Source organism: Kingella sp. SNUBH-2017 (genome assembly GCF_028680565.1).
GTDB lineage: Bacteria > Pseudomonadota > Gammaproteobacteria > Burkholderiales > Neisseriaceae > Kingella_D > Kingella_D pumchi.
On the sequence record NZ_JAPHVK010000014.1, the window covers coordinates 21,477 to 43,461 of the forward strand.

The 21,985-nt window shown below is 57.4% G+C and carries 34 protein-coding genes; 26 read left to right on the forward strand and 8 right to left on the reverse strand.

Annotation, left to right across the window (positions count from 1 at the left end):
- The first annotated feature begins 11 nt into the window (after nt 1-11).
- The 10 genes from OP500_RS10155 (at nt 12) to OP500_RS10200 (ending at nt 6,658) form a co-directional block, all read left to right on the forward strand.
- Nucleotides 12-587, forward strand: coding sequence for a phage virion morphogenesis protein (locus OP500_RS10155; protein ID WP_274070867.1), 576 nt, complete (start codon nt 12-14; stop codon nt 585-587).
- Nucleotides 588-667: 80 nt separating this feature from the next.
- Nucleotides 668-1,300 (forward strand): phage baseplate assembly protein V, encoded by a 633-nt coding sequence (locus OP500_RS10160; RefSeq protein ID WP_274070868.1) that lies wholly within the window; start codon nt 668-670, stop codon nt 1,298-1,300.
- Nucleotides 1,300-1,629, forward strand: a complete 330-nt coding sequence (locus OP500_RS10165; protein WP_274070869.1) for a GPW/gp25 family protein — start codon at nt 1,300-1,302, stop codon at nt 1,627-1,629. The genes OP500_RS10160 and OP500_RS10165 overlap by 1 nt, the downstream gene beginning before the upstream one ends.
- Nucleotides 1,619-2,512 carry a baseplate assembly protein gene (locus OP500_RS10170; RefSeq protein WP_274070870.1) on the forward strand — a complete coding sequence of 298 codons (894 nt, stop codon included), beginning with the start codon at nt 1,619-1,621 and terminating at the stop codon, nt 2,510-2,512. Before OP500_RS10165 ends, OP500_RS10170 begins: the two co-directional genes overlap by 11 nt.
- Complete coding sequence (locus tag OP500_RS10175; RefSeq protein ID WP_274070871.1) at nt 2,509-3,093, forward strand: phage tail protein I; 585 nt, start codon at nt 2,509-2,511, stop codon at nt 3,091-3,093. Before OP500_RS10170 ends, OP500_RS10175 begins: the two co-directional genes overlap by 4 nt.
- Nucleotides 3,086-4,171: a phage tail protein gene (locus OP500_RS10180; protein WP_274070872.1), complete on the forward strand. Its 1,086-nt coding sequence runs from the start codon at nt 3,086-3,088 to the stop codon at nt 4,169-4,171. The genes OP500_RS10175 and OP500_RS10180 overlap by 8 nt, the downstream gene beginning before the upstream one ends.
- A gap of 22 nt (nt 4,172-4,193) precedes the next feature.
- The gene (locus tag OP500_RS10185; RefSeq protein ID WP_274070873.1) at nt 4,194-4,973 is read left to right on the forward strand and encodes a tail fiber assembly protein; all 780 of its coding nucleotides are present in this window, start codon (nt 4,194-4,196) and stop codon (nt 4,971-4,973) included.
- A gap of 186 nt (nt 4,974-5,159) precedes the next feature.
- On the forward strand, nt 5,160-5,672 hold the full coding sequence (locus OP500_RS10190) for a hypothetical protein (protein ID WP_274070874.1): 513 nt from the start codon (nt 5,160-5,162) through the stop codon (nt 5,670-5,672).
- Nucleotides 5,669-5,845 (forward strand): hypothetical protein, encoded by a 177-nt coding sequence (locus tag OP500_RS10195; protein ID WP_274070875.1) that lies wholly within the window; start codon nt 5,669-5,671, stop codon nt 5,843-5,845. Before OP500_RS10190 ends, OP500_RS10195 begins: the two co-directional genes overlap by 4 nt.
- 9 nt (nt 5,846-5,854) lie before the next feature.
- Nucleotides 5,855-6,658 carry a DNA adenine methylase gene (locus tag OP500_RS10200; protein ID WP_274070876.1) on the forward strand — a complete coding sequence of 268 codons (804 nt, stop codon included), beginning with the start codon at nt 5,855-5,857 and terminating at the stop codon, nt 6,656-6,658.
- 83 nt (nt 6,659-6,741) lie between these two features.
- Here the strand turns inward: OP500_RS10200 and OP500_RS10205 are convergent, their stop codons facing one another.
- Complete coding sequence (locus OP500_RS10205; RefSeq protein WP_274070877.1) at nt 6,742-7,161, reverse strand: type II toxin-antitoxin system HicB family antitoxin; 420 nt, start codon at nt 7,159-7,161, stop codon at nt 6,742-6,744.
- 57 nt (nt 7,162-7,218) lie between these two features.
- The gene (locus OP500_RS10210) at nt 7,219-7,401 is read right to left on the reverse strand and encodes a type II toxin-antitoxin system HicA family toxin (protein ID WP_274070878.1); all 183 of its coding nucleotides are present in this window, start codon (nt 7,399-7,401) and stop codon (nt 7,219-7,221) included.
- 190 nt (nt 7,402-7,591) lie between these two features.
- Here OP500_RS10210 and OP500_RS10215 point away from each other — a divergent pair, with 190 nt between their 5' ends.
- The 3 genes from OP500_RS10215 (at nt 7,592) to OP500_RS10225 (ending at nt 9,769) form a co-directional block, all read left to right on the forward strand.
- Nucleotides 7,592-8,791 carry a phage tail sheath subtilisin-like domain-containing protein gene (locus OP500_RS10215; RefSeq protein WP_238745876.1) on the forward strand — a complete coding sequence of 400 codons (1,200 nt, stop codon included), beginning with the start codon at nt 7,592-7,594 and terminating at the stop codon, nt 8,789-8,791.
- A gap of 12 nt (nt 8,792-8,803) precedes the next feature.
- Complete coding sequence (locus OP500_RS10220) at nt 8,804-9,313, forward strand: phage major tail tube protein (protein WP_238745874.1); 510 nt, start codon at nt 8,804-8,806, stop codon at nt 9,311-9,313.
- A gap of 102 nt (nt 9,314-9,415) precedes the next feature.
- On the forward strand, nt 9,416-9,769 hold the full coding sequence (locus OP500_RS10225) for a hypothetical protein (protein WP_274070879.1): 354 nt from the start codon (nt 9,416-9,418) through the stop codon (nt 9,767-9,769).
- On the opposite strand, the gene OP500_RS10230 is transcribed toward OP500_RS10225, so the two are convergent.
- On the reverse strand, nt 9,766-9,969 hold the full coding sequence (locus OP500_RS10230) for a hypothetical protein (RefSeq protein WP_238745870.1): 204 nt from the start codon (nt 9,967-9,969) through the stop codon (nt 9,766-9,768). The two genes, OP500_RS10225 and OP500_RS10230, sit on opposite strands and share 4 nt — an antisense overlap.
- A 49-nt stretch (nt 9,970-10,018) precedes the next feature.
- Between OP500_RS10230 and OP500_RS10235 the strand changes: the two genes are divergently transcribed.
- Genes OP500_RS10235 through OP500_RS10245 form a run of 3 tightly spaced genes read left to right on the forward strand, consistent with a single transcriptional unit; the run spans nt 10,019 to nt 14,574 of the window.
- Nucleotides 10,019-12,772, forward strand: coding sequence for a phage tail tape measure protein (locus tag OP500_RS10235; protein WP_274070880.1), 2,754 nt, complete (start codon nt 10,019-10,021; stop codon nt 12,770-12,772).
- A gap of 10 nt (nt 12,773-12,782) precedes the next feature.
- Nucleotides 12,783-13,232 (forward strand): phage tail protein, encoded by a 450-nt coding sequence (locus OP500_RS10240; RefSeq protein ID WP_238745866.1) that lies wholly within the window; start codon nt 12,783-12,785, stop codon nt 13,230-13,232.
- Between the two features lies 1 nt (nt 13,233).
- Nucleotides 13,234-14,574: a contractile injection system protein, VgrG/Pvc8 family gene (locus OP500_RS10245; RefSeq protein WP_274070881.1), complete on the forward strand. Its 1,341-nt coding sequence runs from the start codon at nt 13,234-13,236 to the stop codon at nt 14,572-14,574.
- Between the two features lie 40 nt (nt 14,575-14,614).
- Here OP500_RS10245 and OP500_RS10250 read toward each other — a convergent pair whose 3' ends face one another.
- The 5 genes from OP500_RS10250 to OP500_RS10270 are packed head-to-tail and all read right to left on the reverse strand — an operon-like array spanning nt 14,615 to nt 18,346.
- Nucleotides 14,615-15,535 carry a response regulator gene (locus OP500_RS10250; RefSeq protein ID WP_274070882.1) on the reverse strand — a complete coding sequence of 307 codons (921 nt, stop codon included), beginning with the start codon at nt 15,533-15,535 and terminating at the stop codon, nt 14,615-14,617.
- The gene (locus OP500_RS10255; RefSeq protein WP_274070883.1) at nt 15,535-16,356 is read right to left on the reverse strand and encodes a sensor histidine kinase; all 822 of its coding nucleotides are present in this window, start codon (nt 16,354-16,356) and stop codon (nt 15,535-15,537) included. Before OP500_RS10255 ends, OP500_RS10250 begins: the two co-directional genes overlap by 1 nt.
- 50 nt (nt 16,357-16,406) lie before the next feature.
- Nucleotides 16,407-17,015 carry a tellurite resistance TerB family protein gene (locus OP500_RS10260; protein WP_274070884.1) on the reverse strand — a complete coding sequence of 203 codons (609 nt, stop codon included), beginning with the start codon at nt 17,013-17,015 and terminating at the stop codon, nt 16,407-16,409.
- Nucleotides 17,015-17,641 carry a hypothetical protein gene (locus tag OP500_RS10265; RefSeq protein ID WP_274070885.1) on the reverse strand — a complete coding sequence of 209 codons (627 nt, stop codon included), beginning with the start codon at nt 17,639-17,641 and terminating at the stop codon, nt 17,015-17,017. Before OP500_RS10265 ends, OP500_RS10260 begins: the two co-directional genes overlap by 1 nt.
- Nucleotides 17,642-17,695: 54 nt before the next feature.
- Nucleotides 17,696-18,346: a LexA family transcriptional regulator gene (locus OP500_RS10270; RefSeq protein WP_274070886.1), complete on the reverse strand. Its 651-nt coding sequence runs from the start codon at nt 18,344-18,346 to the stop codon at nt 17,696-17,698.
- A 144-nt stretch (nt 18,347-18,490) separates the two neighbouring features.
- Between OP500_RS10270 and OP500_RS10275 the strand changes: the two genes are divergently transcribed.
- From OP500_RS10275 to OP500_RS10320, 10 genes are all read left to right on the forward strand, one after another.
- Nucleotides 18,491-18,688, forward strand: a complete 198-nt coding sequence (locus OP500_RS10275; protein WP_274070887.1) for a plasmid mobilization protein — start codon at nt 18,491-18,493, stop codon at nt 18,686-18,688.
- A gap of 44 nt (nt 18,689-18,732) precedes the next feature.
- The gene (locus OP500_RS10280) at nt 18,733-19,188 is read left to right on the forward strand and encodes a YmfL family putative regulatory protein (protein WP_274070888.1); all 456 of its coding nucleotides are present in this window, start codon (nt 18,733-18,735) and stop codon (nt 19,186-19,188) included.
- Nucleotides 19,172-19,465, forward strand: a complete 294-nt coding sequence (locus OP500_RS10285; protein WP_274070889.1) for an ogr/Delta-like zinc finger family protein — start codon at nt 19,172-19,174, stop codon at nt 19,463-19,465. Before OP500_RS10280 ends, OP500_RS10285 begins: the two co-directional genes overlap by 17 nt.
- 75 nt (nt 19,466-19,540) lie before the next feature.
- Nucleotides 19,541-20,056: a hypothetical protein gene (locus OP500_RS10290; RefSeq protein WP_274070890.1), complete on the forward strand. Its 516-nt coding sequence runs from the start codon at nt 19,541-19,543 to the stop codon at nt 20,054-20,056.
- Nucleotides 20,010-20,252 carry a hypothetical protein gene (locus OP500_RS10295; protein WP_238745852.1) on the forward strand — a complete coding sequence of 81 codons (243 nt, stop codon included), beginning with the start codon at nt 20,010-20,012 and terminating at the stop codon, nt 20,250-20,252. The genes OP500_RS10290 and OP500_RS10295 overlap by 47 nt, the downstream gene beginning before the upstream one ends.
- Complete coding sequence (locus tag OP500_RS10300; RefSeq protein ID WP_274070891.1) at nt 20,242-20,544, forward strand: hypothetical protein; 303 nt, start codon at nt 20,242-20,244, stop codon at nt 20,542-20,544. The genes OP500_RS10295 and OP500_RS10300 overlap by 11 nt, the downstream gene beginning before the upstream one ends.
- A gap of 2 nt (nt 20,545-20,546) precedes the next feature.
- The gene (locus OP500_RS10305) at nt 20,547-21,056 is read left to right on the forward strand and encodes a hypothetical protein (protein WP_274070892.1); all 510 of its coding nucleotides are present in this window, start codon (nt 20,547-20,549) and stop codon (nt 21,054-21,056) included.
- 23 nt (nt 21,057-21,079) lie between these two features.
- Nucleotides 21,080-21,463, forward strand: coding sequence for a hypothetical protein (locus tag OP500_RS10310; RefSeq protein ID WP_274070893.1), 384 nt, complete (start codon nt 21,080-21,082; stop codon nt 21,461-21,463).
- A complete protein-coding gene (locus OP500_RS10315) occupies nt 21,460-21,843 on the forward strand; it encodes a DUF551 domain-containing protein (RefSeq protein ID WP_274070894.1) in 384 nt (127 codons plus the stop codon). The genes OP500_RS10310 and OP500_RS10315 overlap by 4 nt, the downstream gene beginning before the upstream one ends.
- Entirely contained in the window at nt 21,840-21,974 is a 135-nt protein-coding gene (locus OP500_RS10320) for a hypothetical protein (protein WP_274070895.1), read from the forward strand. Before OP500_RS10315 ends, OP500_RS10320 begins: the two co-directional genes overlap by 4 nt.
- Nucleotides 21,975-21,985: the final 11 nt, after the last annotated feature.

The window sequence follows — 21,985 nt, forward strand, 5'->3', positions numbered from 1 at the left end:
GGACGGACTGAATGGACGCACTCACCCAATATCTGAACCATATCGACGGCATGATCCGCCGTCTCGACACCAACGCGCGCAGGCAGCTGTCCGGACGCATCGGACGCATCCTGCGCCAACGCCGCAAAGAGAGCATCAAAGCCAACACCACGCCGGACGGTGCGGCATTCACCCCGCGCAAAACGCCTGCCGTAAATTACCGCGTGGCCGCCGTACTGCGTAAAGAGCAGCCGTTTTTCTACAACGGCCAACTGCGCCGCTTCAAAACCCTGCGCGACCGGGGCGACAGATACATCGGCTTCGAATACACATCCGGCCACCTGTTTACCGCCCGCAAAGACCGCATCGGCAAGCCCATGCACAACCAGCTGATGTTCCGCAAGCTCAACCAGTTTCGCTTTTTGCGAATGCGCGCCGATGCCAACGAAGCCGCCATCGGCTTTTTCGGCGGCCTGACCGGCTATATCGCCGCCGCCCACCAGGACGGTTTCAGCGGCCGCCCCGAGCGCCAACTGCTCGGCCTGTCTGCCGAAGACATGCGCATCATCGAAGAGATGATTGCCAGCCATCTCGGGCAGCAGTCCTAAACCATTCCCGCACCATCCGCCGCGCTGGCAGCCTGAAACCCACCCCGCAATAATCCCGCATCCGACGGAACCCGCCAACCATGAGTAAAGACCCCGCCCAATACCACCGCATGATTGCCAACCTGATCAAGCAGGGAAACATCGTCCGAACCGACCCCGCGCAAGGCCTGGTGCGCGTGCAGTGCGGCGAAATAACCAGCGACTGGCTGCCCTATTTTGTCCCGGCCGCAGGCGGCGTATCTGTCCACCGGCCGCCGTCCGCCGGCGAAAACTGCATCATCCTGTCACCCAGCGGCGAACCCGCAAACGGCCTGGTGCTGTGCGGCTTGGCATCGTCCCAGCACCCGCAGCCCGATGCCAGTGCCGACAAAACCGTGATGAAAATGCCCGACGGTGCGGTATTTGAGTATGACCACGCACAAGGCAGCCTGAAAATCAGCGGCATCAAAACCGCCGAGATTCAGGCTGCCCAAAGCATAACCGTCGATTGCCCGCAAACTACCGTAACCGGCCTGCTTACCGTGCAGGGCATGCTCACCTATCAGGCCGGCATGACCGGCAGCAGCGGCAGCAGCGGCAGCGGCAGCGCCGCCACCATTACCGGCAACATCGTCCACAGCGGCGGCAAGCTCGAATCCAACGGCATCACCCTGCACAGCCATACCCACGGCGGCGTGCAGCCGGGCGGCGGCAGCACCGGAGCACCGCAATGATGGACGCTGCCACCGGCCGTTGGATGCCGCTGGCCGGGCATGTGCGCCAAAGCATCCGCAATATCCTGTTTACCCGCATCGGCACCCGCATCGAGCGCGAAGAGTACGGCAGCCTGCTGCCGCTTTTGATCGACGCGCCGCTGAACGAAGCCACACTGTTGCAGTGCAATGCTGCCGTGATTGCCGCCATTGCCCGCTGGGAGCCGCGCTTTACCGTTGCCGCCGCCCAAACCATCGCCGACCCCGGGCATGGCGGCGTCAAAATCCGCCTTTCAGGCAGCCTGAACGGCCAAGCCTACCAGTTCGAAATCAACCAGCATGGAAATTGACCTGACCCAACTGCCCGCGCCTGCTGCCGTCGAAGAGTTCAACTTCGAGCAGATTTTCGAGCGCAAAAAAACAGCGCTGATTGCGCTGTGTCCCGAGCATATCCGCCAAGCCGTGGCCGCCACGCTCCAATTGGAAAGCGAGCCGCTGACCATCGACCTGCAGCAGCAGGCTTACTCCGAAATGCTGCTGCGCCAACGCATCAACGAAGCCACCCGCGCCGGATTTCTCGCGCTGGCCGAGGGCGCAGACTTGGAGCATATCGGCGCATCGCGCGGATTGGCGCGAAAAATCATTCAGGCTGCCGATCCGCTCGCATCGCCGCCCGTCCCTGAAATTCTGGAAAGCGATGCCGACTTCCGCCGCCGCATCCAAATGCACCCGGAAAAATTTGCCGCAGCGGGGCCGCGCGGCGCCTATATCGCCCATGCGCTGGATATCGACGACGTTGCCGATGCCAACCCGACCCGCCCGCAGCCCGGAACCGTGCGCGTCTATATCAAAAGTTATTCCGGCAGCGGCATCCCTACCCAAACGCTGATTGATACCGTGCAGCAGCATCTGTCTGCCGAAAGCCGCCGCCCGCTGTGCGACAGCGTCGAAGTGGTGGCCGCCACCGCCAAAGAAATCACCATCGACTACACCAGCGAATACGAAGCGGGGCCGGATAAAAAACCGGTGGCCGAAAAACAGCGTGCCGACCTGCAGGATTTGCTCGACAGCCACGGCAAACTCGAAGCCAGCCTTGCCCTGTCGAAAATCATTGGCGCCCTAGACGGCGTCGGCGTACGCAAAGTTACCCTGCATAGCCCCACCGAAGACATTGTCTGCGCGCCGGGCGAATTTATCCGCGTCATTGCCATCAACGACCGGAGCACGCCATGAGCATTCTGCCCGGTGTCAACAGTCCCCTGCAGCACGCGCTGGCCGAAATGACCGCCGCCGAACTGGCCGCCATCGACTGGCGCATCATTATCCGCGCCAAAGACCCGGCCGCATGCGGCGAAGAATGGCTGCCGTGGCTGGCATGGGAAAACAGCATCGCCGAAGCGGAAGGCTGGGAGTTTGCCGAAACCGTCGAATCCCGCCGCCGGCTGATTGCCGATTTTGTCAGCCGCCACCAGCACAAAGGCACGCCCGAATACATACGCCGTCTGTTTCGGGACTTGCAGCTGGGCGAAGTCGAAATCATCGAGCGCGCCGCCGGCCTGCGCTGGAACGGTGCCGCCAAATTCGACGGCAAAAACATTTTCGGCGGCGGAGCGGGCGATTGGGCGAAATACGCCGTGATTGTGAAACGGGTGGTCAGCGTCGCCCAAGCCGTCCAAATCCGCCGCATGCTTGCCGAATGCGCTCCACAGCGCTGCGAACTGCTTTATCTCGACTACCGCGCCAATCCGCTCAAGTGGAACGGCGAAATCCGTTTCGACGGCACCCACACTTTTGGAGCATTTACCTATGGCTAATCTTACCGACAAAAACGAATGGACGGAAAACTGCCGCCGCATCGAACCGGGCGACAGCGTAATCGGCGGCGAAGGCGCCCCCATCAACAAATGTTTGGAGGGCATCAACAACCGCACCGTGTATTTGAAAAACCAGCTGGAAAATCCACCGGCCGCCAACACCCAGCAGGCCGGACTGGTGCAACTCTCCAGCGCCACCAATTCCGACAGCGAATCCACCGCCGCCACCAGCAAAGCGGTCAAAGCCGCCTACGACAAAGCCGCCGCCGCGCAAGCAGCGGTGGACGGCATCAGCTTGGGTTGGGGCGGCATCACCGGCAAACCCAACTCGCTCGCCGGCTACGGCATCGGCAATTTCAAAGTCGAAGCCTACACCGGCGACCTAAACACCCTGAAAACCGACGGCATCTACGCCGTATTAAGCCCCAGCCAGTCGCGCAATCTGCCGGCCGGAAGCCGCGGCGGCAAGCTGGTGGCGGTATCGGGCGCCGACGGCCGTATCGCGCACCAATATTGGTATGAGGCCTACAGCACCAATGTCTGGGAGCGGCATAAAACCAGTATGAATAACGAGGACTGGTCGCCGTGGGTGCAGGTGCAGGGTGGAACGCCGGCCGTGGCCGCCGGCTCGGTGATGTGGTTTGCCGCCACGCGCCCGCCCGAGGGCTGGCTGGTGGCCGATGGCTCGCGCCTGTTGCGCACGGCCTATCCGGCGCTGTTTGCCGCCATCGGCACGGCGTTTAACCAAAGCGGCGACGGCGCCCAGTATTTCAGGCTGCCCGATTTGCGCGGCGAGTTTGTGCGCGGCTGGGATGGCAGCCGCGGCATCGATAGCGGCCGCGCGTTTGGCTCGGCGCAAGGCGACGAGTTTAGATCGCATAAACACGCGCTACCGATATCCGGTAATGCAGATGAAATGTTCGAGAATCTGTCGGATACCAAAAGGATTAGGGTCACGCTGGTTAACGACAGCGATTGGAATAACGTTTTTGGTTATCACAAGGACGACTACACCGCCAGCGGCGGCACCGAAACCCGACCGCGCAATATCGCGCTGCTGCCGATTATCAAATACTGATGCAGCCTGAAAGGAAACCGCCATGCACAACCAAGACACCCTAGCCCAATGGCGCGAGCGCGCCCAGCCCAAAACCGTCTGCCAACTGGATACGGACGGCGTGTTTGTAATCACCACACCCGCCTGGCCTGACCCGATGCAGCCTGAAAGCTGGTTAATCCCCGCCCGCTGCGTCGATACCGAACCGCCCGCCGCTAAAGCCGGTCAGGCGGCGCAGTGGCAGCCGGACAGCCAAACATGGCACTACATCACCGACCACCGCGGTCAAACCGCCTACCGCACCGATACCGGCGAAGAAGACATCGTAATCCATGCCGGCGAGTTGCCGCCCGAGCTTACCCTTACACCGCCCCCGTCCGAATACCACGTTTGGGACGGTAAAGCATGGGTGTTGTCCGAATCCGCTGCCGCCCAAGCGCTTGCTGACGCGCAGGCGCAGGGGGCAGCACAGATTAACGACGCAGTGAAGGAGGTGCTGCAGCCGCTGACCCGTTTCGAGGTCGAGTACAAACGCCGCGAAGCCCAAGCCCGCGCCTACCGCGATGCCGGCTACAAAGGCGATGTACCCTGCCAAGTGGACGCCTTTGCCAAACCCACAGGCAAAACGCCCAAAGAAGCGGCCGACATTATCTTGGCGCAGGCCGAGATGCTGTATGCCGCGCTCGACAGACTGGGCGAGATGCGGATGCGCAAGTTTGAGCTGCAATCGCTCGCAACCCCCGATGATGTGTTCGAGCGTACCACCGAGATTCTGGGTGGTATTGCACTGATTGCTGAAAAACTGGCTGGAGGCGGGGTATGAAACACAGCCCGCTGATACTTGCCTTGCTGGCGGCTGCGGCCTTGCAGACGCCGATGCCGGCAAGGCAGCCTGAAAATCCGGCACGGCACAAAAAACCAACGAAAAGGAAACGGAAATGAGATGTTACGAAGGATGGGATTTTGCCGTTTGTAACGGCAGGGTCGTCAAACGATGGGGGAGCAAAAAATGAGCCAAGCCAAAATCTGTCTCGCCCTGTACAAAGGCCGACGCGACGGCACCGGCACCCAAGTATGGGCGGCACGTTTTACCGACTGGCTGACGCGCAAACTCACGCGCGGGCAGTACAGCCATTGCGAAATCGCCGTCGATACCGGCGGCGGGCAGTTTGAGTGTTACTCGTCCAGCATCCGCGACGGCGGCGTGCGCATGAAAACCATGCCGCTGCCGTCCGAAAAATGGGACTTGATTGCGCTGCCCGATGTTGCAGGCAGCCTGAAAGCCAATCTCGCCGCCGTATTTGCCCAAACGCAGGGGCAGCGCTACGACCTGGCCGGCGCGCTGGGCGTGGTGTTCAAAACCCGCCAGCGGCACGAGCGCTGGTTTTGCAGCGAGTGGTGCGGCCAAGTGCTGGGCTTGTCCGAGCCGTGGCGCTTTTCGCCTAATGATTTGGCTGTGGTTGCCCGCTCCTTGCAGATTTCAGGCAGCCTGAACGAACCGGAAACCGGGAGCAGGGCATGATCACATCAGACCCCATTGAGTTTTACCGCCGCCACATCGCCGAAGCCCGCGAGCGGATGGAATCTGCCCGCGCCGCCGGCGACGTCGACCACTACCTTGCCGCCGAGCAGGATTATCAAAATTACACCGAAATGTTGGAAAAACATGAGAAAAAATTTGACAGTAAAAACTAAGGAATCACAATGTTACAGACAGACAGACAGACAGACAGACAGACAGACGCCAAACCTGCACCGATAATCAGATGGATAGGCGGCAAGCGGCGGCTGGCCAAACACCTGCTGCCGCTGTTCCCCGATCACAGTTGCTATGTTGAGCCGTTTTGCGGAGGCGCAGCCTTATTTTTCCTGCGCTCCGAACGGGCAAAGGTTGAAGTGCTCAACGACATCAACGGCAATATCACCAATCTTTACCGCGTGGTGCAGCATCATTTTGACGAGTTTGTCCGCCAGTTCGACCACATCCTGACCGCCCGCGAAACCTTTGAGCGCCTGCAGGCCGTCCCGCCTGAATGCCTGACCGACATCCAGCGCGCCGCCCGCTTTTACTATCTGCAAAACAATGCCTTCGGCGGCAGGGTAAGGGAGCAGAATTTCGGCACCACCACCACTTCGGCCGTATGGCGTGCCGACCGGATTGCCCAAAGGCTCGCCGCCGCCCGCCGCAGGCTCTCGGGCGTGATTATCGAGAACGGGGCATGGCACAAATGTTTTGAGCGCTACGACCGCCCCCACACCTTTTTTTATCTCGACCCGCCGTACTGGCAAACGGAAGGCTACGGCTACGATTTCGCGTGGGAGCAGTACCAAAAACTGGCTGAAATGATGAGCCGCTCGCAAGGCAAAGCCATGTTGTCCATCAACGACCACCCCGATATCCGCGCGCTGTTTAAGGATTTCAGGCTGCATGAGCTGCAAATCTCTTACAACTTATCCCGCGACAAAACGCCCAAAGCCAGCGGCGAGCTGGTGATCTGCAACTGGTAAGGCGGCCGGCCGGCACAAGAAAGGCAGCCTGAAAACCGTTTATCCGGTTTTCAGGCTGCCTTTGCGTCGGACGGAAGGTGGAATCAGACAAAGCTGATGTTCAAGTTTTTGCCGAGTTTTCCGGCTGCTTTTTCCAAAAAATCGATTTTGGTGTTGTGGCGCAAGTCCAAAAGGCGGTCGACTTGCGGCATATGCACATCCAGCCGCCGTGCCATTTCGGCTTTTTTGACGCCCTGCGCCACCATCTCGTTTAACAGCAGCACTTTGGCGGTTTCCAGCGCGGGCAGCACCACGGTATCCTGCCCGTTTTGCGCGGCAGATGGCAGCGGCACGCTGCGGCGGTCGGCAAAATAGCCGTCCAATGCGCACAGCAAACCGTCCAGCGCTTCAACGCGGGCGCTGTCTGCATCTTCGCCTACCGCTGCCGCTTCCGGTATATCCGGGAAGCTGACCAAAAAAGTACCGTTGTCGTCGGGTGTCAGTTCGTATGGGTATGCCAACATAATAATTTCCTTTTCGTAATATTCGATTATTTCAAACAAGCCCTTTCGGGCTTGCCTTTACTTGAGTCCCAAATCCCTTTTTATTTTGTTTACCAGCCCTGTTCCGATTTCCTTGCTGCCGTGGTTTGGGAAGACTGATGTTTTGCCTTCAAACCTAATCAGCTGGTGGCTGCCGCGCTTTTGATTGGTAAACTCGACACCCTGCGAAAGCAGCCACCGTTTGAATTCGCTGTATTTCATTTGATCTCCGTCCGTTCAACATGTAATGAATAATACAACAAATTTGTTGCATTTGCAATAGTAACGCAACAAATTTGTTTATTATTTTTCCGACCCGTCCTAAAAAATCCCCCCAAAACCGCCGCCGGTTTCTTTCGCACGGCGGCATCTGCAATATAACGGCCACCCTTACCGAACAAAGGACAGCAACATGGCCGCATCCCGCCACCACGGCGTTACCACCCGCGAATTTACCGAAGGCGTGCGCAGCATTGCCGATATTGCCACCGCCGTTATCGGCATGGTGTGCACCGCCGACGACGCCGACGACAAAACCTTTCCGCTCAATACCCCCGTTTTCCACACATCCGCCTACGACGTGCTGGGCAAGGCCGGCGAAAAAGGCACGCTCGCCCGCGCGCTCGACGGCATTGTCGATCAGGCTGACGCGCAGATTGTGATTGTGCGCGTGCCGCAGAGCGACGACGAAGCCACCCAAACCGCAAATGTTGTCGGCACCGCAACCGGCGGCGAATACACCGGACTCAAAGCCCTACGCCGCGCCCGTGCCGTAACCGGCCAGACGCCGAAAATCTTAGGCGTGCCGGAACTCGACACCCAAGCCGTGCTCACCGAGCTGGTGGGCGTGGCGCAAAACACCCGTGCATTTGCCTACGGCCGCGCCGGTGGCGCCGCCGACATTGCCGAAGTGGCCAGCTACCGCGAAAACTTCGGCGCCCGCGAGCTGATGCTGGTGGACAACGACTTTTTAGGCTTCGACCCTGTTGCCAAAAAAGACATCAGTGCCTGCACCATCGCCCGCATTCTCGGCGCCCGCGCCAAACTCGACAGCCAAATCGGCTGGCACAAATCCATCTCCAACACCGCCATCAACGGCGTAACCGGCCTGAAATATGCCCGCAGCTTTGATTTGCTCGATAAAAACTGCGATGCCAACACACTCAACAATGCCGACGTAACCACCCTGATCCGCGAAGACGGCTTCCGCGTATGGGGCAACCGCACCTGCGCATCCGACCCGATGATGGCCTTTGAAGTCGCCACCCGCAGCGCCCAAATCATTCAGGAAACCATCGCTTCGGCCTTTTTGTGGGCGATGGACAAACCCATGCATCCGAGCCTGATCGAAGACATCGTGATGGGCATCAATGCCAAGCTGGCCGAGTACGTCCACAAAGGCTACATCTTGGGCGCCCGCGTGTTTATCGACCGCACCAAAAACACTTCGCAAACCGTGCAGGCCGGACAGTTCACGTTTTCCTACGAGTGGACGTATGTGCCGCCTTTGGAAAACATGGTTTTCGAGCAGCACAACACCGACACCTTCTTTGTCAATCTGGTGGACAAGGTCATCAGCTTTGCCAGCAGCCTGAAAGCCACCACCGTATAAGGACGCCAAACCATGAAAATGCCCAAGCAGTTAAAAGGCTTTACCGTCTATGTGGACGGCGAAGACCAGTACGGCGTGGTGGTGGACATCACCCGCCCCAAAATCGCCCGTAAAACCGAAGACTACACCCCGGGCGGCGCCATGATGGAAATGACCGTCGTCCACGGCTTTGAAAAAATGGAGCTGGAAATCACCAGCAAAGGATACGACGCCGACATGCTGCGTTCGATGACATCCAGCATCGGCGGCAAGCTCATCCGCTACCAAGGCGCTTTGCAGGAAGAAGACGGCGGCGACTACCGCGAACTCAAAGGCGAAGCGCGCGGCCGCATCATCGAAGCCGACCCCGGCAGCGACAAGCAGGGCGAAGGCGGCGAGCATAAATTCAAAATCGCGCTGGTTTACTGGAAAGAAACGCTGGACGGCGAGCCCATTGTCGAAATCGACGTATTGGGCAACAAAGCCGCATTCGGCGGAAAAGACGAACGCGCCGGCCTGCGCCGCGCCTTAGGCCAGATGTAGCCAAGGCAGCCTGAAAACCTTTCAGGCTGCCTGATTGGAAAGTTACCGATTGGCTCAAAAGGTACTTTCAAAAACTTTTAACAATCAATCGAAAGCAGCAAGATGACCCAATCCATCAAAATCAACCCCGACAACACCCTAACCGCCACCCTGTCCGACGGCAAAAGCTACACCCTGCGCGAGCCGCGTGCCAAAGACCTGGACGGTTTGTCCCAAGACCTAATCAAAATCAAGCACACCGATCAGGTGCAAAAACTGCTGGAGCGCACCAGCACCCCGCGCCTGAGCCGTGCCGACTACGGCAAATTGAGTATTTCCGATGCCGACGTACTCAATGCCTGCCTGAATTTTTTTTCAGCGCCGCCTACTGCCAAAGCCGAGATGCAGGCTGCCTTTGCCGAGCTGGGCTACCTGTCGGAGTCCGAATCCGAGCCTTTGACGCCGTCCGCATCCTAGCTGCCGAGCCGGACATCTATGCGGCGGCCGCCGGGCAGGATTGGCAGTTTTTCAACCAAGCCGACGACTGCGCCGCCCAGTGCGCCCTGGTATTTGGCGGCGGTATCGCCCAATGGGCGGACTATCCGCTCTACGAGCTTTTGCGCTGGACAGACCGCGCCGTGCGGGCGGTAAAAGACACGCAACAAGAGTAAACGCAAGGCAGCCTGAAAACCGTTTCAGGCTGCCTGAAATTTTGGAAAGGCCGATATGGCAAACAATCTAGTGATGCGCATCATCATGGCCGCCAGCGACCGTGCCAGCGCCGCATTCAACCGTGTGCGGCAGGCCGGCGGCAGCCTGACCGCTGCCCTGCAGCGCAACCAACAGGCACTGCAGCAGACTGAGCGCGCCCAGCGCGACCTTGCCCGCTCCGGCCAACTGCGCGCCCAACTCTCGCAAACATCGCGCGAGCTGCTGGAAAACAGCCGCCGCCAGCGCGAACTGCGGCAAGCCATCCGTGCCAGCGGACAGGCCACCCGCGAGCAGGAGCGCGAACTGCAAAACTTGGAGCGCCGCAGCCGCACCCTGCGGCAAACCCAAGAGCGGCAGACGCAGGAACTGGAGCAGCTGCGCCGCCGCCTGCGCGAAGCCGGCGTTTCCACCCGCGACTTGGCCGCCGCCGAAGAAGAGCTGCGCCGCCGCCACGAACGCGCCACCCGCGAAATCGAGCGCCAACGCAATGCGCTCAACCGACTTAACCGCGCTCAAGCAAGCGTCAGCCGCGCCCGCCAGATACAGGGCACCGCATCCGGCATCGCCGTCGCCAGCACCGCCACAGCCTACGGCATCGCACGCGGCATCGGCGCGCCGGTAAAAGCGGCAATCGAAGAAGAAGACGCCATGCTCGGCATCATCAAGCAGGTGCAAGGGCTGAAAAATGCCGACAACAGCCTAAACCACGCCGAAATCGCCAAAGTGCGCGCCGAAATCCGCGGCCTGTCCAGAGACCTGCCGGTTGCCACCACCGAAATCATGGCCATGTACGAAGCGGGCGCCCGCATGGACGTGCCGCGCGAAGAGCTGGGCGCCTACGTTAAAACCGCTGCTGTTGCCGCAACCGCCTTTGATGCCGAAGACATGGGGCAGCTGGCGGAGAATCTCGGCCGCATCAATAAAAACTTCAAGCTCTCTGCCGAGCAGGGTCGCGCTTTGGCCGACGTGATCAACTACCTGGACGACAACTCGCTCTCAAAAGGCGCGGACATCATCGAGTACATGAACCGCGTTTCCGGCAGCATGGGGCTGGCGAAAATCAGCGATAAAAACACCGCCGCGCTCGGCTCTACCCTGCTGACGGCCGGCGTGGACGCATCCACATCCGCCAATGCCGTCTCGTCGCTGTTTACCCGCCTTTCCACCGCCCCCGATATGAAACCGGTGCGCGAAGCACTAAAAGGGCTGGGGCTGGATGCCAAAGCCATCCAAAAGGGCATGGTGGAAGACGCCAATGCCACCGTGCTCAAAGTGATGGAAGCGGTGAAAAAAATGCCCAAAGAGCAGCAGGCGGGCTTTCTGAAAGGCTTGGCGGGCGGCGAATACAACAAAGTTTTTGCTGCGCTGATTTCCAACACCGAAGAGTGGCGGCGCCAGCTCGAACTGGCCAACAGCGAAGAAGCCAAAGGCAGCATGATGCGCGAGTTTGAGACCCGCGCCGGTGCCTTGTCGAGCAAATGGCAGATTTTCAAAAACCAGCTTTTCGGCACCGCCGCACTCATGGGGCAAACCCTGTTTCCCGCCATCCAAGACCTGCTGCAGATTGGCGAGCGCTGGCTGAACAATATCAGCAAATGGGTACAGGAAAATCCCAAGCTCGCCGGCACGCTGATGAAAGTGGCTGCCGTCATCGGCATACTCGCCGCCGCCCTGGCCGTGGTCGCTACCATAGTCGCCGCCGTGGTGGTGCCGCTGGCAATGCTCAAACTCTCTTGGGTAACGCTGGCCACCAGCGCCGCCACCGGCGCAGGCAGCCTGGCAAAAGTCGGCACGGCGCTGAAAATCATCGGTCAGGGCTTGATGTGGCTCGGCCGCCTGTTTCTTGCCAATCCGATAGGCTTGGCCATTACCCTAATTGTTGCCGGCCTGTATCTGCTGTGGCGGCATTGGGATACTGTCAAAGCCGCGCTGATAGCCGGTTGGAATTGGATTAACCAGGTGTTTTCCGAGAATCCGATTCTGAATTTTGTCTTTGCCCCCATTGGCATCATGCGGTTATTGGTAAACAACTGGAGCAGTATTGTTGCCTATCTCAAAAGCACTTGGGAAATGCTCAAAGGACTGTTGGGCGACAACCCCATCGTACAGGCCATTATCCGTCCGATTACATCACTGGCCAGTCTGAAAGAGCGCTGGGAATCGTTTAAAACCGCATTCGGCCAAAACTGGGAGTGGCTCAAAGGCATTCTGCGAGACAACCCCCTGCTCGGCGCATTTATGGGGCCGATCGGTTTGATCACCACGCTGATTGCCAATATCGACAGGCTGATTGCCAAAGCCGGCCAAGTCAAAAAAGCATTTGAAAATATCAACATCGCCGACAAAATCAATGCGCCGTTCCGCCGTATCGGCAATCTGTTCGACGGCAAAGGATTCTCGCGCGGCGGCTATACCGGCGCGGGCGGCGTAAACGAATCGGCAGGCATTGTCCACCGTGGCGAAGTGGTGTTTTCGCAGGCCGACGTGCGCCGCTTCGGCGGCTGGCAGGCGGTGGAAGCGCTGCGCCGTGGCGGTACGTCCGCCCTAGCCGGCATCAAAGGCATACTGCCCGCATCCGAGCGCCGCGCCCCGTCGGGATTTGCAGGCAGCCTGAAAGCCGCAGCGCCCGGCGGCGACCATATCGTTATCAACATCAACGGCAGCGGCATGGACGCGCAGGCCGTCGCCCGCGAAGTCGCCCGCCAACTCGACACCCGCAGCCGCGAGCGCCAAAGCCGCGCGCGCAGCAGTTATTACGACCAAGATTGAGAGACAGCACATGGCATTAGCTATTTTGGGCATGTTTGTTTTTTCCACCCGAACCGTGCCGTTTTCCGGACTCGGCCGCAGCCAAAGCTGGAACCATCCCAGCCAGCAGGTAGTAGGCGATATGCCGCCGTCCCAATACACCGGCAAATCACCTGAAGAAATCAGCATCAGCGCCGAGCTGCGCCCCGAAGTAACCGGCGGCATCGGCAGCATCGGCGAGCTGCGCAAAATGGCCGACAGCGGCAAACCCTACCAGCTGATACTGGGCAACGGCCAACTGATGGGCAGCTACGTCATCACCGAGCTGCGCGAAGAGCGCAGCGAGCTGATGTACGACAGCACGCCCCGCGCCATCGCCTTTTCCATGAGCCTGAAAAAAATCTCCGATCATGCTTTCGGCCTGGAAGGGCAGGCACTCGCCCAAGCTGCCGGCATGATTCGCGCCCTGACAGGATTCTGATATGGATTTTTCTAAAGCTGCCCAAGCCGCCCGCAAACTCTTTGACAAACTCACCGACAGCGGCGGCCGCCATCTGACGCCCGCCGCCGAGCTGACCATCAACGGCCGCTTTTTCGGCACCCAGACCATCGCCCGCATTACTCGCATCCAGCTGACCGACAAACGCGGATTTGAAGCCGACGAGCTGTCCGTCGATTTGGACGACCACGACGGCAGCATTGCCATTCCCACCCCGGGCGATCTGCTCACGCTCGCGCTCGGCTACGCGGAAACCGGCATCGTCGATAAGGGCGAATATCTGTTTTCGGATTTTTCCTGCTCCGGCGCACCGGATACCATGAACATCACCGCCCGCAGCGCCAACCTTGCCGAAACGCTCGCCCAGCAGAAAGAGCGCAGCTGGCACGGCAAAACACTCGCCGCCATTGTCGAAGCCATTGCCGACGAACACGGCTACACCCCGAAAATCGCCGAACAGTACAAACAGGAAACCATTAAACACATCGACCAGACCAACGAATCGGATGCTGCCTTTTTAAGCCGGCTGGCCGAGCAATACGGCGCCATTGCCACCGTTAAGCAAAACCATCTGCTGTTTATTCCCGAGGGCGGCATGCAAACCGCATCAGGCAAACCGGTACCGGCTTTGGAAATCGTGCGGCAGGCCGGTGATTCCCACCGCTTCAGCTATTCGGCCACCCAAAGCTACGAAGCCGTGCGCGCCTACTACACCGACAAAAAAACCGGACAAAAAAAAGAAGTGATCATCAACGAAGAAAACCTGCAGCCGGAAAAGAAAAAAGTAACGACGACCAAAGTGCACAAATACAAGCGGCCGCGCCGCGACAAAAAGACCGGAAAAATCAGAACCCAAAGCAGCAAAACCACCACCAAAACCGTTAATGTGGTGCGCAAGGTGGATACACAGGGCAAAAAAATCAAAACCCTGCGCCACCTGTATGCCACCGAGCACAGCGCGGCCAGCGGCGCGCGTGCGGCATTCAAACGCTTAAAGCGCGGTGCGGCAAAGTTCGAAATCACGCTGGCTGTCGGCCGCCCCGACATTACGCCGGAAACCCCGGTCAAAGTGTCCGGTTTCAAGCCTGAAATTGATGCCCAGGCATGGCTGATTACCGAAGTGGCTCACAGTCTCGACAACAGCGGCTACACCTGCCGCGTACAGCTCGAAGCGCAGCCTGATTTTGAAGGGAACGAAGAAGACAAAGACGACGCTGCAGACAGCAGCGATCAAGAGCAAAACCAACCCAAAGCAGGCGCAGGCCGCAAACGGCAGCAGCGCCACCAACGGCAATCAGCCAAACGACGCAAAAAAGCAGCCTGAAACCGGATAAAGGTTTCAGGCTGCCTTTTGCAGTGTATGCTTAGCAGGGTGAGTCTTTAATCTGCTCATCAATCAGTTTCTTAAATTCATACAGCTTGTCGTCTGCTTGAATCAGCCGCATCAATTCGTTATTGGTGAGCAGCAGGATTTTGCCGTCTTCGCGCGAATCGCGCAGCATCTGCAGGCGCACGGTGGAAGCAACATTATGGGCAACGGCAAGAATACCCAGTTGCGCCAAATGATTGCTTGAATTGAGCTTGTCGCGGAAAGCAACCAGGTCGTTTTTGTTTACCGGCTCAGACGGGCGATTTTTGGCCTCCACAAAAACATATTTGCCGAATTTGGAAATAAAGGCGTCGTTCAAATCATTGCGCAGTACCAAGTCCACTTCGGAAGTGACATCCTTTACCCGTTTTTGGATAAAGCCAAATCCGATTTGACTAAACAGGCTGACCAAAAACTCCTCAAACAAAGCTCCTTTTTCCTGCGAATTGACGGTATTTTTTGCCCGTTCGTAAGCAGCCATCAGTACCTTGCTGTTTTCTGACTGCCCGTCGCTCTGCCGGGTAAAAAAGCGGCGGAGGGAATGGGCAATTTCCCGGGCAAAAACATCAAATGATTTTTCTGCTTTCGGCTGGACTGCCAACACATTGCCGGTTGCCATCGCCTCATTAAGCTGGGTGTTAAATTCGGCAAGATAGGCGGAAACAAACACTACTCGTGCCATGCTGTTCTGTTCTATGATTTTATCGAACAGTTTCATGCCGTCAAACGGCATGCCGTCCATGCGGATATCCAGCACCGCCACTGAAAAAGCCCGGTCGTTTACGGCATTTTCAATTTCAGCCTCTTCCCACAGTGGCTCAAAAGAAAAACCCGCGCCCATTTCTTTTTCAAGAAGTTTGGCCAGGCTTTCGGCCTGTTCGCGTTCGTCGTCGATAATCAGGATGTGCTTGCTCATCATCCGGGCTCCTTGTCCAAGTTTCTTATCGGCAGGCTGGCCAAAAAGCATTTGGTATAGCCTCCGATATCGGAAAGGGTGTAGTCTAAACTGCCGCCGTTTAGCTGGCAAACATAGCGGGCATGAAACAGGCCGATGCCGGAGCCGCCTGTGGTGGATACCCCAAACTCAAAAATCTTTTCCTGCATTTTTTCTTCAACTACCGCACCGTTATCGTATATTGAAAAATGCAGCATACCGCCGGTTTCTTCCTCGTCTGCCCAATCCAAACGGACTTTCAGCAAAACAGCCGCATCAGGTCGACCGCGCAGGTGCGCGACTGCATTGATCATCAGGTTGTGCAGCATTTGCAGCAGGGAATGATAGTCCATGCTGACGGAAAGTTCTTGGTCGGACGGCAGATCTTTGACAAAGCGCACCTCATTTTGCTTCAAAAGATCGCGGGTCAGCGATTCCAGCATGCCGACGACCGTATGCACTTTGAAAATATTCTGCGCCGCATCGGAGGGCATCATTTTCGAAAAGTTGGCAATCGTCTGGCGGATAATTTCTATTTGCTGGCGCAGGCTGGCCACGTGCCGTTCGGTCAGCTCGTCCGCCGTGTTAGCGGTCAATACCGCATCCATGCTTTGAACACAGTTTTTAATATCGTGTCCCATAAAATTGGCAAGCGCAGCAATATAGATGCCGCGCGAAGCTTCCGATGCCTCCAATATTTCGCCGAATCTTTGGATTTCATCCTGCTGCCGTCGTCTTTCGTCGTGCAGATGGCCGATTTGCTTTTGGATTTGCGGCCGAAATTTCCTATTGCGTTTGCGCATGCATTCTCCTAAAAAAACAGCCTGAAACTTTCAGGCTGCCTGAAAACATTTCAGCCCAGCAGGCGTTTCAGCCGTGCCAGGGCGTCTATTTCGTTTTGATGGATAAGCGCATCGGCCATCATTACCTGCGCCGCCTGAAGCAGCAAGGCTTCTTTCAATTCGGGAAACAGCATTGCCGCCCGGCCGGCGGAATAGTCGAAATCAGACAAATCCGGCACCGGCCATTGCTCGATAACGGCCAAGGCAGACGGCAGGTAGTGGCTGCCTAATTGTGATTGTTCCAGCAGCCAGCGGGCAATGCTTTCCCGTTCGGCGATATCTGATTCCCCGTCGCAGTGCGACATATAAACCAAAACATCAACGATACAGCGGTACTCTTCCACAAAGCGCTGCAAATCGCGCGCACCATGCACCTGATGGCGTGCCAGCAACCATTGGTACAAATCGGGCAGCACTTCCCCGGTGGCGGCATCTACCGCTTCGGATACCGAAGAAAATTTAAAGGTTTTTACCCGCATGCTCTGCAAGCAATAGGCGGAAAAATTGCCGCCGTCGGCATCAAACCGTTTAATTTCCACCTGCCGCCGACTGTGTTCGGCATTGCTGTTGGTGTACTCGATAATCACGCTGGCGGCAGCGGGCAGTTTTTCTTTTGCCATTACCTTATTCCCCATATTCTCTGCATTTCCCGCAATAAATCCCGCTCTTCTTCGCTGACATACAGCGGTTTGGAATTGCTGGTTTCAGGTGTTCCGTAAACCAGTATGGAACCGCCGGTAGCCAACAGATCGGATAAAAACCGTTCGGATTCCGACTGCCCGACCGATACCGTCGTTTCCAACACGGAACATGCTTGCGGCAGTGAGACAAATGCCAAATGCGAATCTCGAAACGCCGCGACAAAAGCCCTTCTCTTTTTCGCCAACGAACCCAGCCTGTTTGCGTTCTGCCCCGCATCAGCTAATCGTTTGCGCTGCCATTCGATTTTTTCTTCATCTTCCAAATTGGCAACGGCTTCTTTAATTTCCTTTTCCAGTTTCCGGCACAAAGCCATCGCTTGGCGGTTTTCCGTTTCCACCTGTTCGGCCTTTTGCTGGTCGGCAAGCGTTTCATAGCCGCAAGCCCTAAGCACCCACTTTGCCACTTCATTGCGGCGTTTGTTGATCGCGGTGGTATCCGGCATTTTGAAATCGGCCAAATACAACATCAACGATACCGCCTGATAATGGCTGCGGATAAACTGTATCGCCTCATCCGGGATTTGCGGTTGGCGGGTTTTCGTCATAATCGATACCATGGAAAAAAGGCAGCCTGAAACATTCAGGCTGCCTGAAAACAATCATCCCACCCGTGAAATCCGGGTGTGGCAGGCGCCGAGAATGGCGAACTGATCGCCCAAGTCATCGGGATTGACCTGCTCCGGCTCGTAAATGGCGTTGTCCGAGCTGATGCGCAAATCGCCGTTTGCCAGCCATTGCAGGCGTTTGACGCGCAGGGCGTTGCCCATGCGGATAACAAACACGCCGTCGCCACGGGTTTTTTCGTGGTTGACCAGCACAATGTCGCCGTGCTGCAGAGTCGGCTCCATGCTGTCGCCATGCACCGGCAGGCAGGCCAGATGCCGTGCGTACAAGCCTTCACTATGTAGCCAGCTTTTGGCAAAGGGCACGCGCTGGATAATCCGCTCGCCGTACACCTCGATGCCGCTGCCGGCACTCACTTCCACATCATACAGCGGCACCCATACCGCATCGGCATCGTCAAATTCCGCAGCGCCGCCGGTGCTGCCCTGCATCTCTCCCTTGCCCAAAATCAGCCAGTCAAGCGAAACCCCCGTCCGTTCGGCAATCTTGATGCACTGCTCGAGCGGGACGGTATTGCGGCGGTTGTAACCGCCTATAACTGATTGCGCAACGCCTAAGGCTTTTGCCAAAGCGGTATCGGTTTCAACGCCTAAGGCTTCTTTTGCGCGAACGACGGGAGAAGACACAAAAACTTTCCATTAAGAAACAAAAAGTAAACTCCTAAGGCTGTAGAAAATACAGCCTTAGGCTTTACTAAATCTCTTTAGGCGTTTAATATACGACTTACCACAGCAATATACAAACAACCACGAGAGAAAGGGCATTATATTATGTCTTCTGAAAATATCAATACCGCCGCCGTTATTCCGGGGCGTCCCAATATCATCAATGTGCGTTTCAGCGCGGCAGAAAAGGCAGCCATTGTCGAAGCCGCCAACAAACAGCACCTGCACATTTCGACCTTTATCCGTCAGGCGGCCATGAAAACCGCCGAGCGGACAAGCACCGAAACCGTGCAGCCATCTTAAGCCCTTTGGTGTTTTTCCATAACCAAGAGTGAAAGGGCGAATCCATGAAATCCGAAATCAACCAGGCCATCCGCACGATGGCCAATCAGATCGACGGCGGCCATGCCGCAGCGGCAGCCACTCTGGGCTATACGCTGCCGGCGTTTGAAAACCGTCTCTACCAGGTCAAAGGCCAGCGCTTGAGCATCGACGAAGCGATGCTGCTGCAGCGCCTGTGCGGCACGCCGCATTTTGCCGATGCGGTGGCCTGCCAGTCGGGCGGTGTGTTTGTGCCACTGCCGGAAGAAGCCAGCTCGGGCACCGATATTGCCGAGAACTTTGTATCGGCGGTGGCCAAGCTCGGGCAGTTTGCCGATACATGGCGGCAGGCTACTGCCGACGGCCGAATCAGCCGCCGCGAAAAAGCGGCGCTGTGGCAGCGCTGCCATGCGGCGGTGTCGGAGCTGATGGGCATTGTGGTCGAAACCGACCGGGTGTTCGGCAATGGCGCTCAAGAATAGAAACCAGAATATCGCCGGGCGCTTTCGCGTTTCGGTTGTCTGCCCTGCCTGCGGTTCGGCCTGCATCACGCTGACCAGCGAGCGCGTTACGCGGCTAACCCGTCAGCACTATCTGCAATGCACCAATATGCTGTGCGGCTGGACGGGCGTGGGGATGTTTGAGATTACCCGCACCACGTCGCCGCCATCGAAAAAATATGCCGACGCTGCGCTGCCGCCGGAAGTGGATGCCGAGTTTCTCGCCGAGCCGGCCAATATCGACGGACAACTGTTTTAAAGCAGCCTGAAAAAACGCCCTGCAAACATGCAGGCGGGACTTTTTGCATCCCGAATTTGGCGAAAGGAAATAAAAATGATTGAAAAACAACAAAATGAAATGCAGGTCAAAAAGAGCAAATACAGCAAAGCCTATCTGGCCGCCCGCTCCCAAATCGATAAAAAACTGCAGGAGAGCAGCGGCAGATGGCGCGAGTTTTGCCGCAGTGTAAACCAAGGCGACTGCCGAGACCGCACCGCCATACGGGCAGCGCCAAACGGAAAACGCCTGCTGACACCCAGCCAAACCGAAGCCATCCGCACCATGCAGATGCAGTGCCGGGCAATTATCAAGATGGCGCAGCAGGCCAATACCGTGGCGCTGAATGCCGAGTTGGATTTGCCCCGCCTGCTGCTGCCGGAAATCGCCCTGCTGCTGGCCAAGATAGACGACCGCATCGTCGAAGCCAAAACCACCGCCCGCCGCTTGGGCGTGGCAGCGGTGCAGCCGGAAGTCAAACTCAACTTTTTACAGAAACTCCAACGGGAGATGGGAAATGTACGAAATGCACGCCAATCCAACCGCGCAGCGTCTCAAAGTCCGCGCCAATAAAACCTACCGCGAAGCGCTGGATGCCGCCGAAAACGCCCACGACGGAATCAGCGGCCAGCGTGCCGAACGCGCAGGCTGGCGGCTCGCCGGTATGCACGTTGCCTTGAGCGAAATGGGCGAAGACAAACTGGCCGCCTATGTTGCCGGACTTTTGGACAAACTTTCACGCAATGGGGAGTGGAGAAATGAAATTTAAATTATTCAGCCTGCTGGCCGCCGCGCTGGCACTTGCCGCCCTGCTGGTTTTCAGGCTGCCTGAAAGCCAAGCGGCTACCCAAACGGATGCCGCACACCAGCCGAGCGCCGTGGCGCTTGAAACCGCTATGCCGCAAGGCTGCAGCAATCTCGTGCTGCCCAATCCGGAAGCCGAACCCGACCGCTGGATTGCCGTGCGGCAGCGGCAGGAAGACTGCGCTTTTGCCGAGCTTGAGCGGCAGCGGCAGGCCGCATGGGAAGAAGACCCGACGGTCAATATGGTTTGGGAGTAGGCATGGAAAAAATCAAATACGACCCGCCGCGCCCGCGTTTAAGCGCTGAAAGCGCCCGCCGCGCCGCTGAAAAATTTGCCGAAATCTATGCGTTTTCATGGCTTATCCGTGGCGCTTCAGAGCGGCCGGATAGGATTGTCGATGACTTGGCCGATGCCGTTGTCAGATTAGACAGCACCATACCGGACGGCTACCGCCTGGCGCTTGAATTGGACAAGCTGCCGCATTGGCATCTGTATTTCGATGACGTGGAAACGCTCCACTACATGAGACTTTTTGTCTGCGAAGAAGTGGAACAGGCGCAAAGGATATGGGCGCAGGAAAACGATATCCGGCCGCCTTACCCGCTGGGCACCAAAGTCGTTTACCGCTTCGGCAGCCTGAAAAAATCAGGAACGATAGTCGGCTTGTCCGAGCGCGTCGCTGCCAGCTATCTGGTGGCAGCCGACGGCGAACATCGGCCGGAATTTTTAATCAGCGTCGCATACGAACAAATCGAGCTGATCCATTAAACCCAAACCAAAGGACAAAATAAATGACCCAAACATTCCGATTCGGCGACATGGTTAAAAGCCGAATGCACCCGAACAAGACATTAGGCTTGGTGGTCGACGCTGGAAGCAACCAATACAGCTACATCATCCGTTGGGAGCATACAAAAGGCGTTTCGCAGGAACATACCGAGAGTCTCGAACTTATCCCTCACCCCGACACCGTGCGGCTGGACTGGCTGGTGAAAAACGACTGCGCCCTGACCGAAAGACTGTGCGACGAAGACGGCGACCTCCTCGACACACCGTTTGCCGTCATCCAAAAGCAGGAAGAACACTTTGAGGTATTGGCCGCCGCCTGCGACATCCGCCAAGCCATCGACGCCGCCATGCAAATAGATAAAGAGCAAAAGGAGCAGACAAAATGACCCCCGAACAAATCGAACAAGAGAGAGCCGCGTTTGAAGCATGGTGGTGCGAAACCATCGGCGTGCAAGAAAGGCTCAGGGAGAGATTTATCAAGAGTTCCAGCCCCTGCCTAGAGATGTTTAAAGATACAGCAGAAGGAATGATCTGGGAGGCATGGCTTGCCCGCGCCCAACAAGGCGGCTGGATAAGCGTGGAAGAAGACCTCCCTGATTATGGTATTACGGTTTTAACCGCAACCGAGGAGGGATTTGTTACTACCAACCACCTTGTGGAAGCGAGAGGGTCTGCTTGGGATTGTATATGGAGATTTGACTTTACCTCATCTCCAATCACCCACTGGCAACACCTCCCCCAACCGCCCGCAGGAGACCCCGCATGAAAACCATCGCCGAATTTATCTGGTATCTGGCCAGTGCGGCCGCCGGCTCCGCCGTGCTGCTGCTGGCTGCACTAAGCATCTATTCGACCCTGCTTGCCGCATTCGGCAAAGACGATTACACGCTGCGCTGATTCAGGCTGCC

Coding starts and splice junctions, on each gene's coding strand:
- OP500_RS10155 (WP_274070867.1), top strand. CDS start 12: ATGGACGCACTCACCCAATATCTGAACCATATCGACGGCATGATCCGC.
- OP500_RS10160 (WP_274070868.1), top strand. CDS start 668: ATGAGTAAAGACCCCGCCCAATACCACCGCATGATTGCCAACCTGATC.
- OP500_RS10165 (WP_274070869.1), top strand. CDS start 1,300: ATGGACGCTGCCACCGGCCGTTGGATGCCGCTGGCCGGGCATGTGCGC.
- OP500_RS10170 (WP_274070870.1), top strand. CDS start 1,619: ATGGAAATTGACCTGACCCAACTGCCCGCGCCTGCTGCCGTCGAAGAG.
- OP500_RS10175 (WP_274070871.1), top strand. CDS start 2,509: ATGAGCATTCTGCCCGGTGTCAACAGTCCCCTGCAGCACGCGCTGGCC.
- OP500_RS10180 (WP_274070872.1), top strand. CDS start 3,086: ATGGCTAATCTTACCGACAAAAACGAATGGACGGAAAACTGCCGCCGC.
- OP500_RS10185 (WP_274070873.1), top strand. CDS start 4,194: ATGCACAACCAAGACACCCTAGCCCAATGGCGCGAGCGCGCCCAGCCC.
- OP500_RS10190 (WP_274070874.1), top strand. CDS start 5,160: ATGAGCCAAGCCAAAATCTGTCTCGCCCTGTACAAAGGCCGACGCGAC.
- OP500_RS10195 (WP_274070875.1), top strand. CDS start 5,669: ATGATCACATCAGACCCCATTGAGTTTTACCGCCGCCACATCGCCGAA.
- OP500_RS10200 (WP_274070876.1), top strand. CDS start 5,855: ATGTTACAGACAGACAGACAGACAGACAGACAGACAGACGCCAAACCT.
- OP500_RS10205 (WP_274070877.1), bottom strand. CDS start 7,161: ATGTTGGCATACCCATACGAACTGACACCCGACGACAACGGTACTTTT.
- OP500_RS10210 (WP_274070878.1), bottom strand. CDS start 7,401: ATGAAATACAGCGAATTCAAACGGTGGCTGCTTTCGCAGGGTGTCGAG.
- OP500_RS10215 (WP_238745876.1), top strand. CDS start 7,592: ATGGCCGCATCCCGCCACCACGGCGTTACCACCCGCGAATTTACCGAA.
- OP500_RS10220 (WP_238745874.1), top strand. CDS start 8,804: ATGAAAATGCCCAAGCAGTTAAAAGGCTTTACCGTCTATGTGGACGGC.
- OP500_RS10225 (WP_274070879.1), top strand. CDS start 9,416: ATGACCCAATCCATCAAAATCAACCCCGACAACACCCTAACCGCCACC.
- OP500_RS10235 (WP_274070880.1), top strand. CDS start 10,019: ATGGCAAACAATCTAGTGATGCGCATCATCATGGCCGCCAGCGACCGT.
- OP500_RS10240 (WP_238745866.1), top strand. CDS start 12,783: ATGGCATTAGCTATTTTGGGCATGTTTGTTTTTTCCACCCGAACCGTG.
- OP500_RS10245 (WP_274070881.1), top strand. CDS start 13,234: ATGGATTTTTCTAAAGCTGCCCAAGCCGCCCGCAAACTCTTTGACAAA.
- OP500_RS10250 (WP_274070882.1), bottom strand. CDS start 15,535: ATGAGCAAGCACATCCTGATTATCGACGACGAACGCGAACAGGCCGAA.
- OP500_RS10255 (WP_274070883.1), bottom strand. CDS start 16,356: ATGCGCAAACGCAATAGGAAATTTCGGCCGCAAATCCAAAAGCAAATC.
- OP500_RS10260 (WP_274070884.1), bottom strand. CDS start 17,015: ATGGCAAAAGAAAAACTGCCCGCTGCCGCCAGCGTGATTATCGAGTAC.
- OP500_RS10265 (WP_274070885.1), bottom strand. CDS start 17,641: ATGACGAAAACCCGCCAACCGCAAATCCCGGATGAGGCGATACAGTTT.
- OP500_RS10275 (WP_274070887.1), top strand. CDS start 18,491: ATGTCTTCTGAAAATATCAATACCGCCGCCGTTATTCCGGGGCGTCCC.
- OP500_RS10280 (WP_274070888.1), top strand. CDS start 18,733: ATGAAATCCGAAATCAACCAGGCCATCCGCACGATGGCCAATCAGATC.
- OP500_RS10285 (WP_274070889.1), top strand. CDS start 19,172: ATGGCGCTCAAGAATAGAAACCAGAATATCGCCGGGCGCTTTCGCGTT.
- OP500_RS10290 (WP_274070890.1), top strand. CDS start 19,541: ATGATTGAAAAACAACAAAATGAAATGCAGGTCAAAAAGAGCAAATAC.
- OP500_RS10295 (WP_238745852.1), top strand. CDS start 20,010: ATGCACGCCAATCCAACCGCGCAGCGTCTCAAAGTCCGCGCCAATAAA.
- OP500_RS10300 (WP_274070891.1), top strand. CDS start 20,242: ATGAAATTTAAATTATTCAGCCTGCTGGCCGCCGCGCTGGCACTTGCC.
- OP500_RS10305 (WP_274070892.1), top strand. CDS start 20,547: ATGGAAAAAATCAAATACGACCCGCCGCGCCCGCGTTTAAGCGCTGAA.
- OP500_RS10310 (WP_274070893.1), top strand. CDS start 21,080: ATGACCCAAACATTCCGATTCGGCGACATGGTTAAAAGCCGAATGCAC.
- OP500_RS10315 (WP_274070894.1), top strand. CDS start 21,460: ATGACCCCCGAACAAATCGAACAAGAGAGAGCCGCGTTTGAAGCATGG.
- OP500_RS10320 (WP_274070895.1), top strand. CDS start 21,840: ATGAAAACCATCGCCGAATTTATCTGGTATCTGGCCAGTGCGGCCGCC.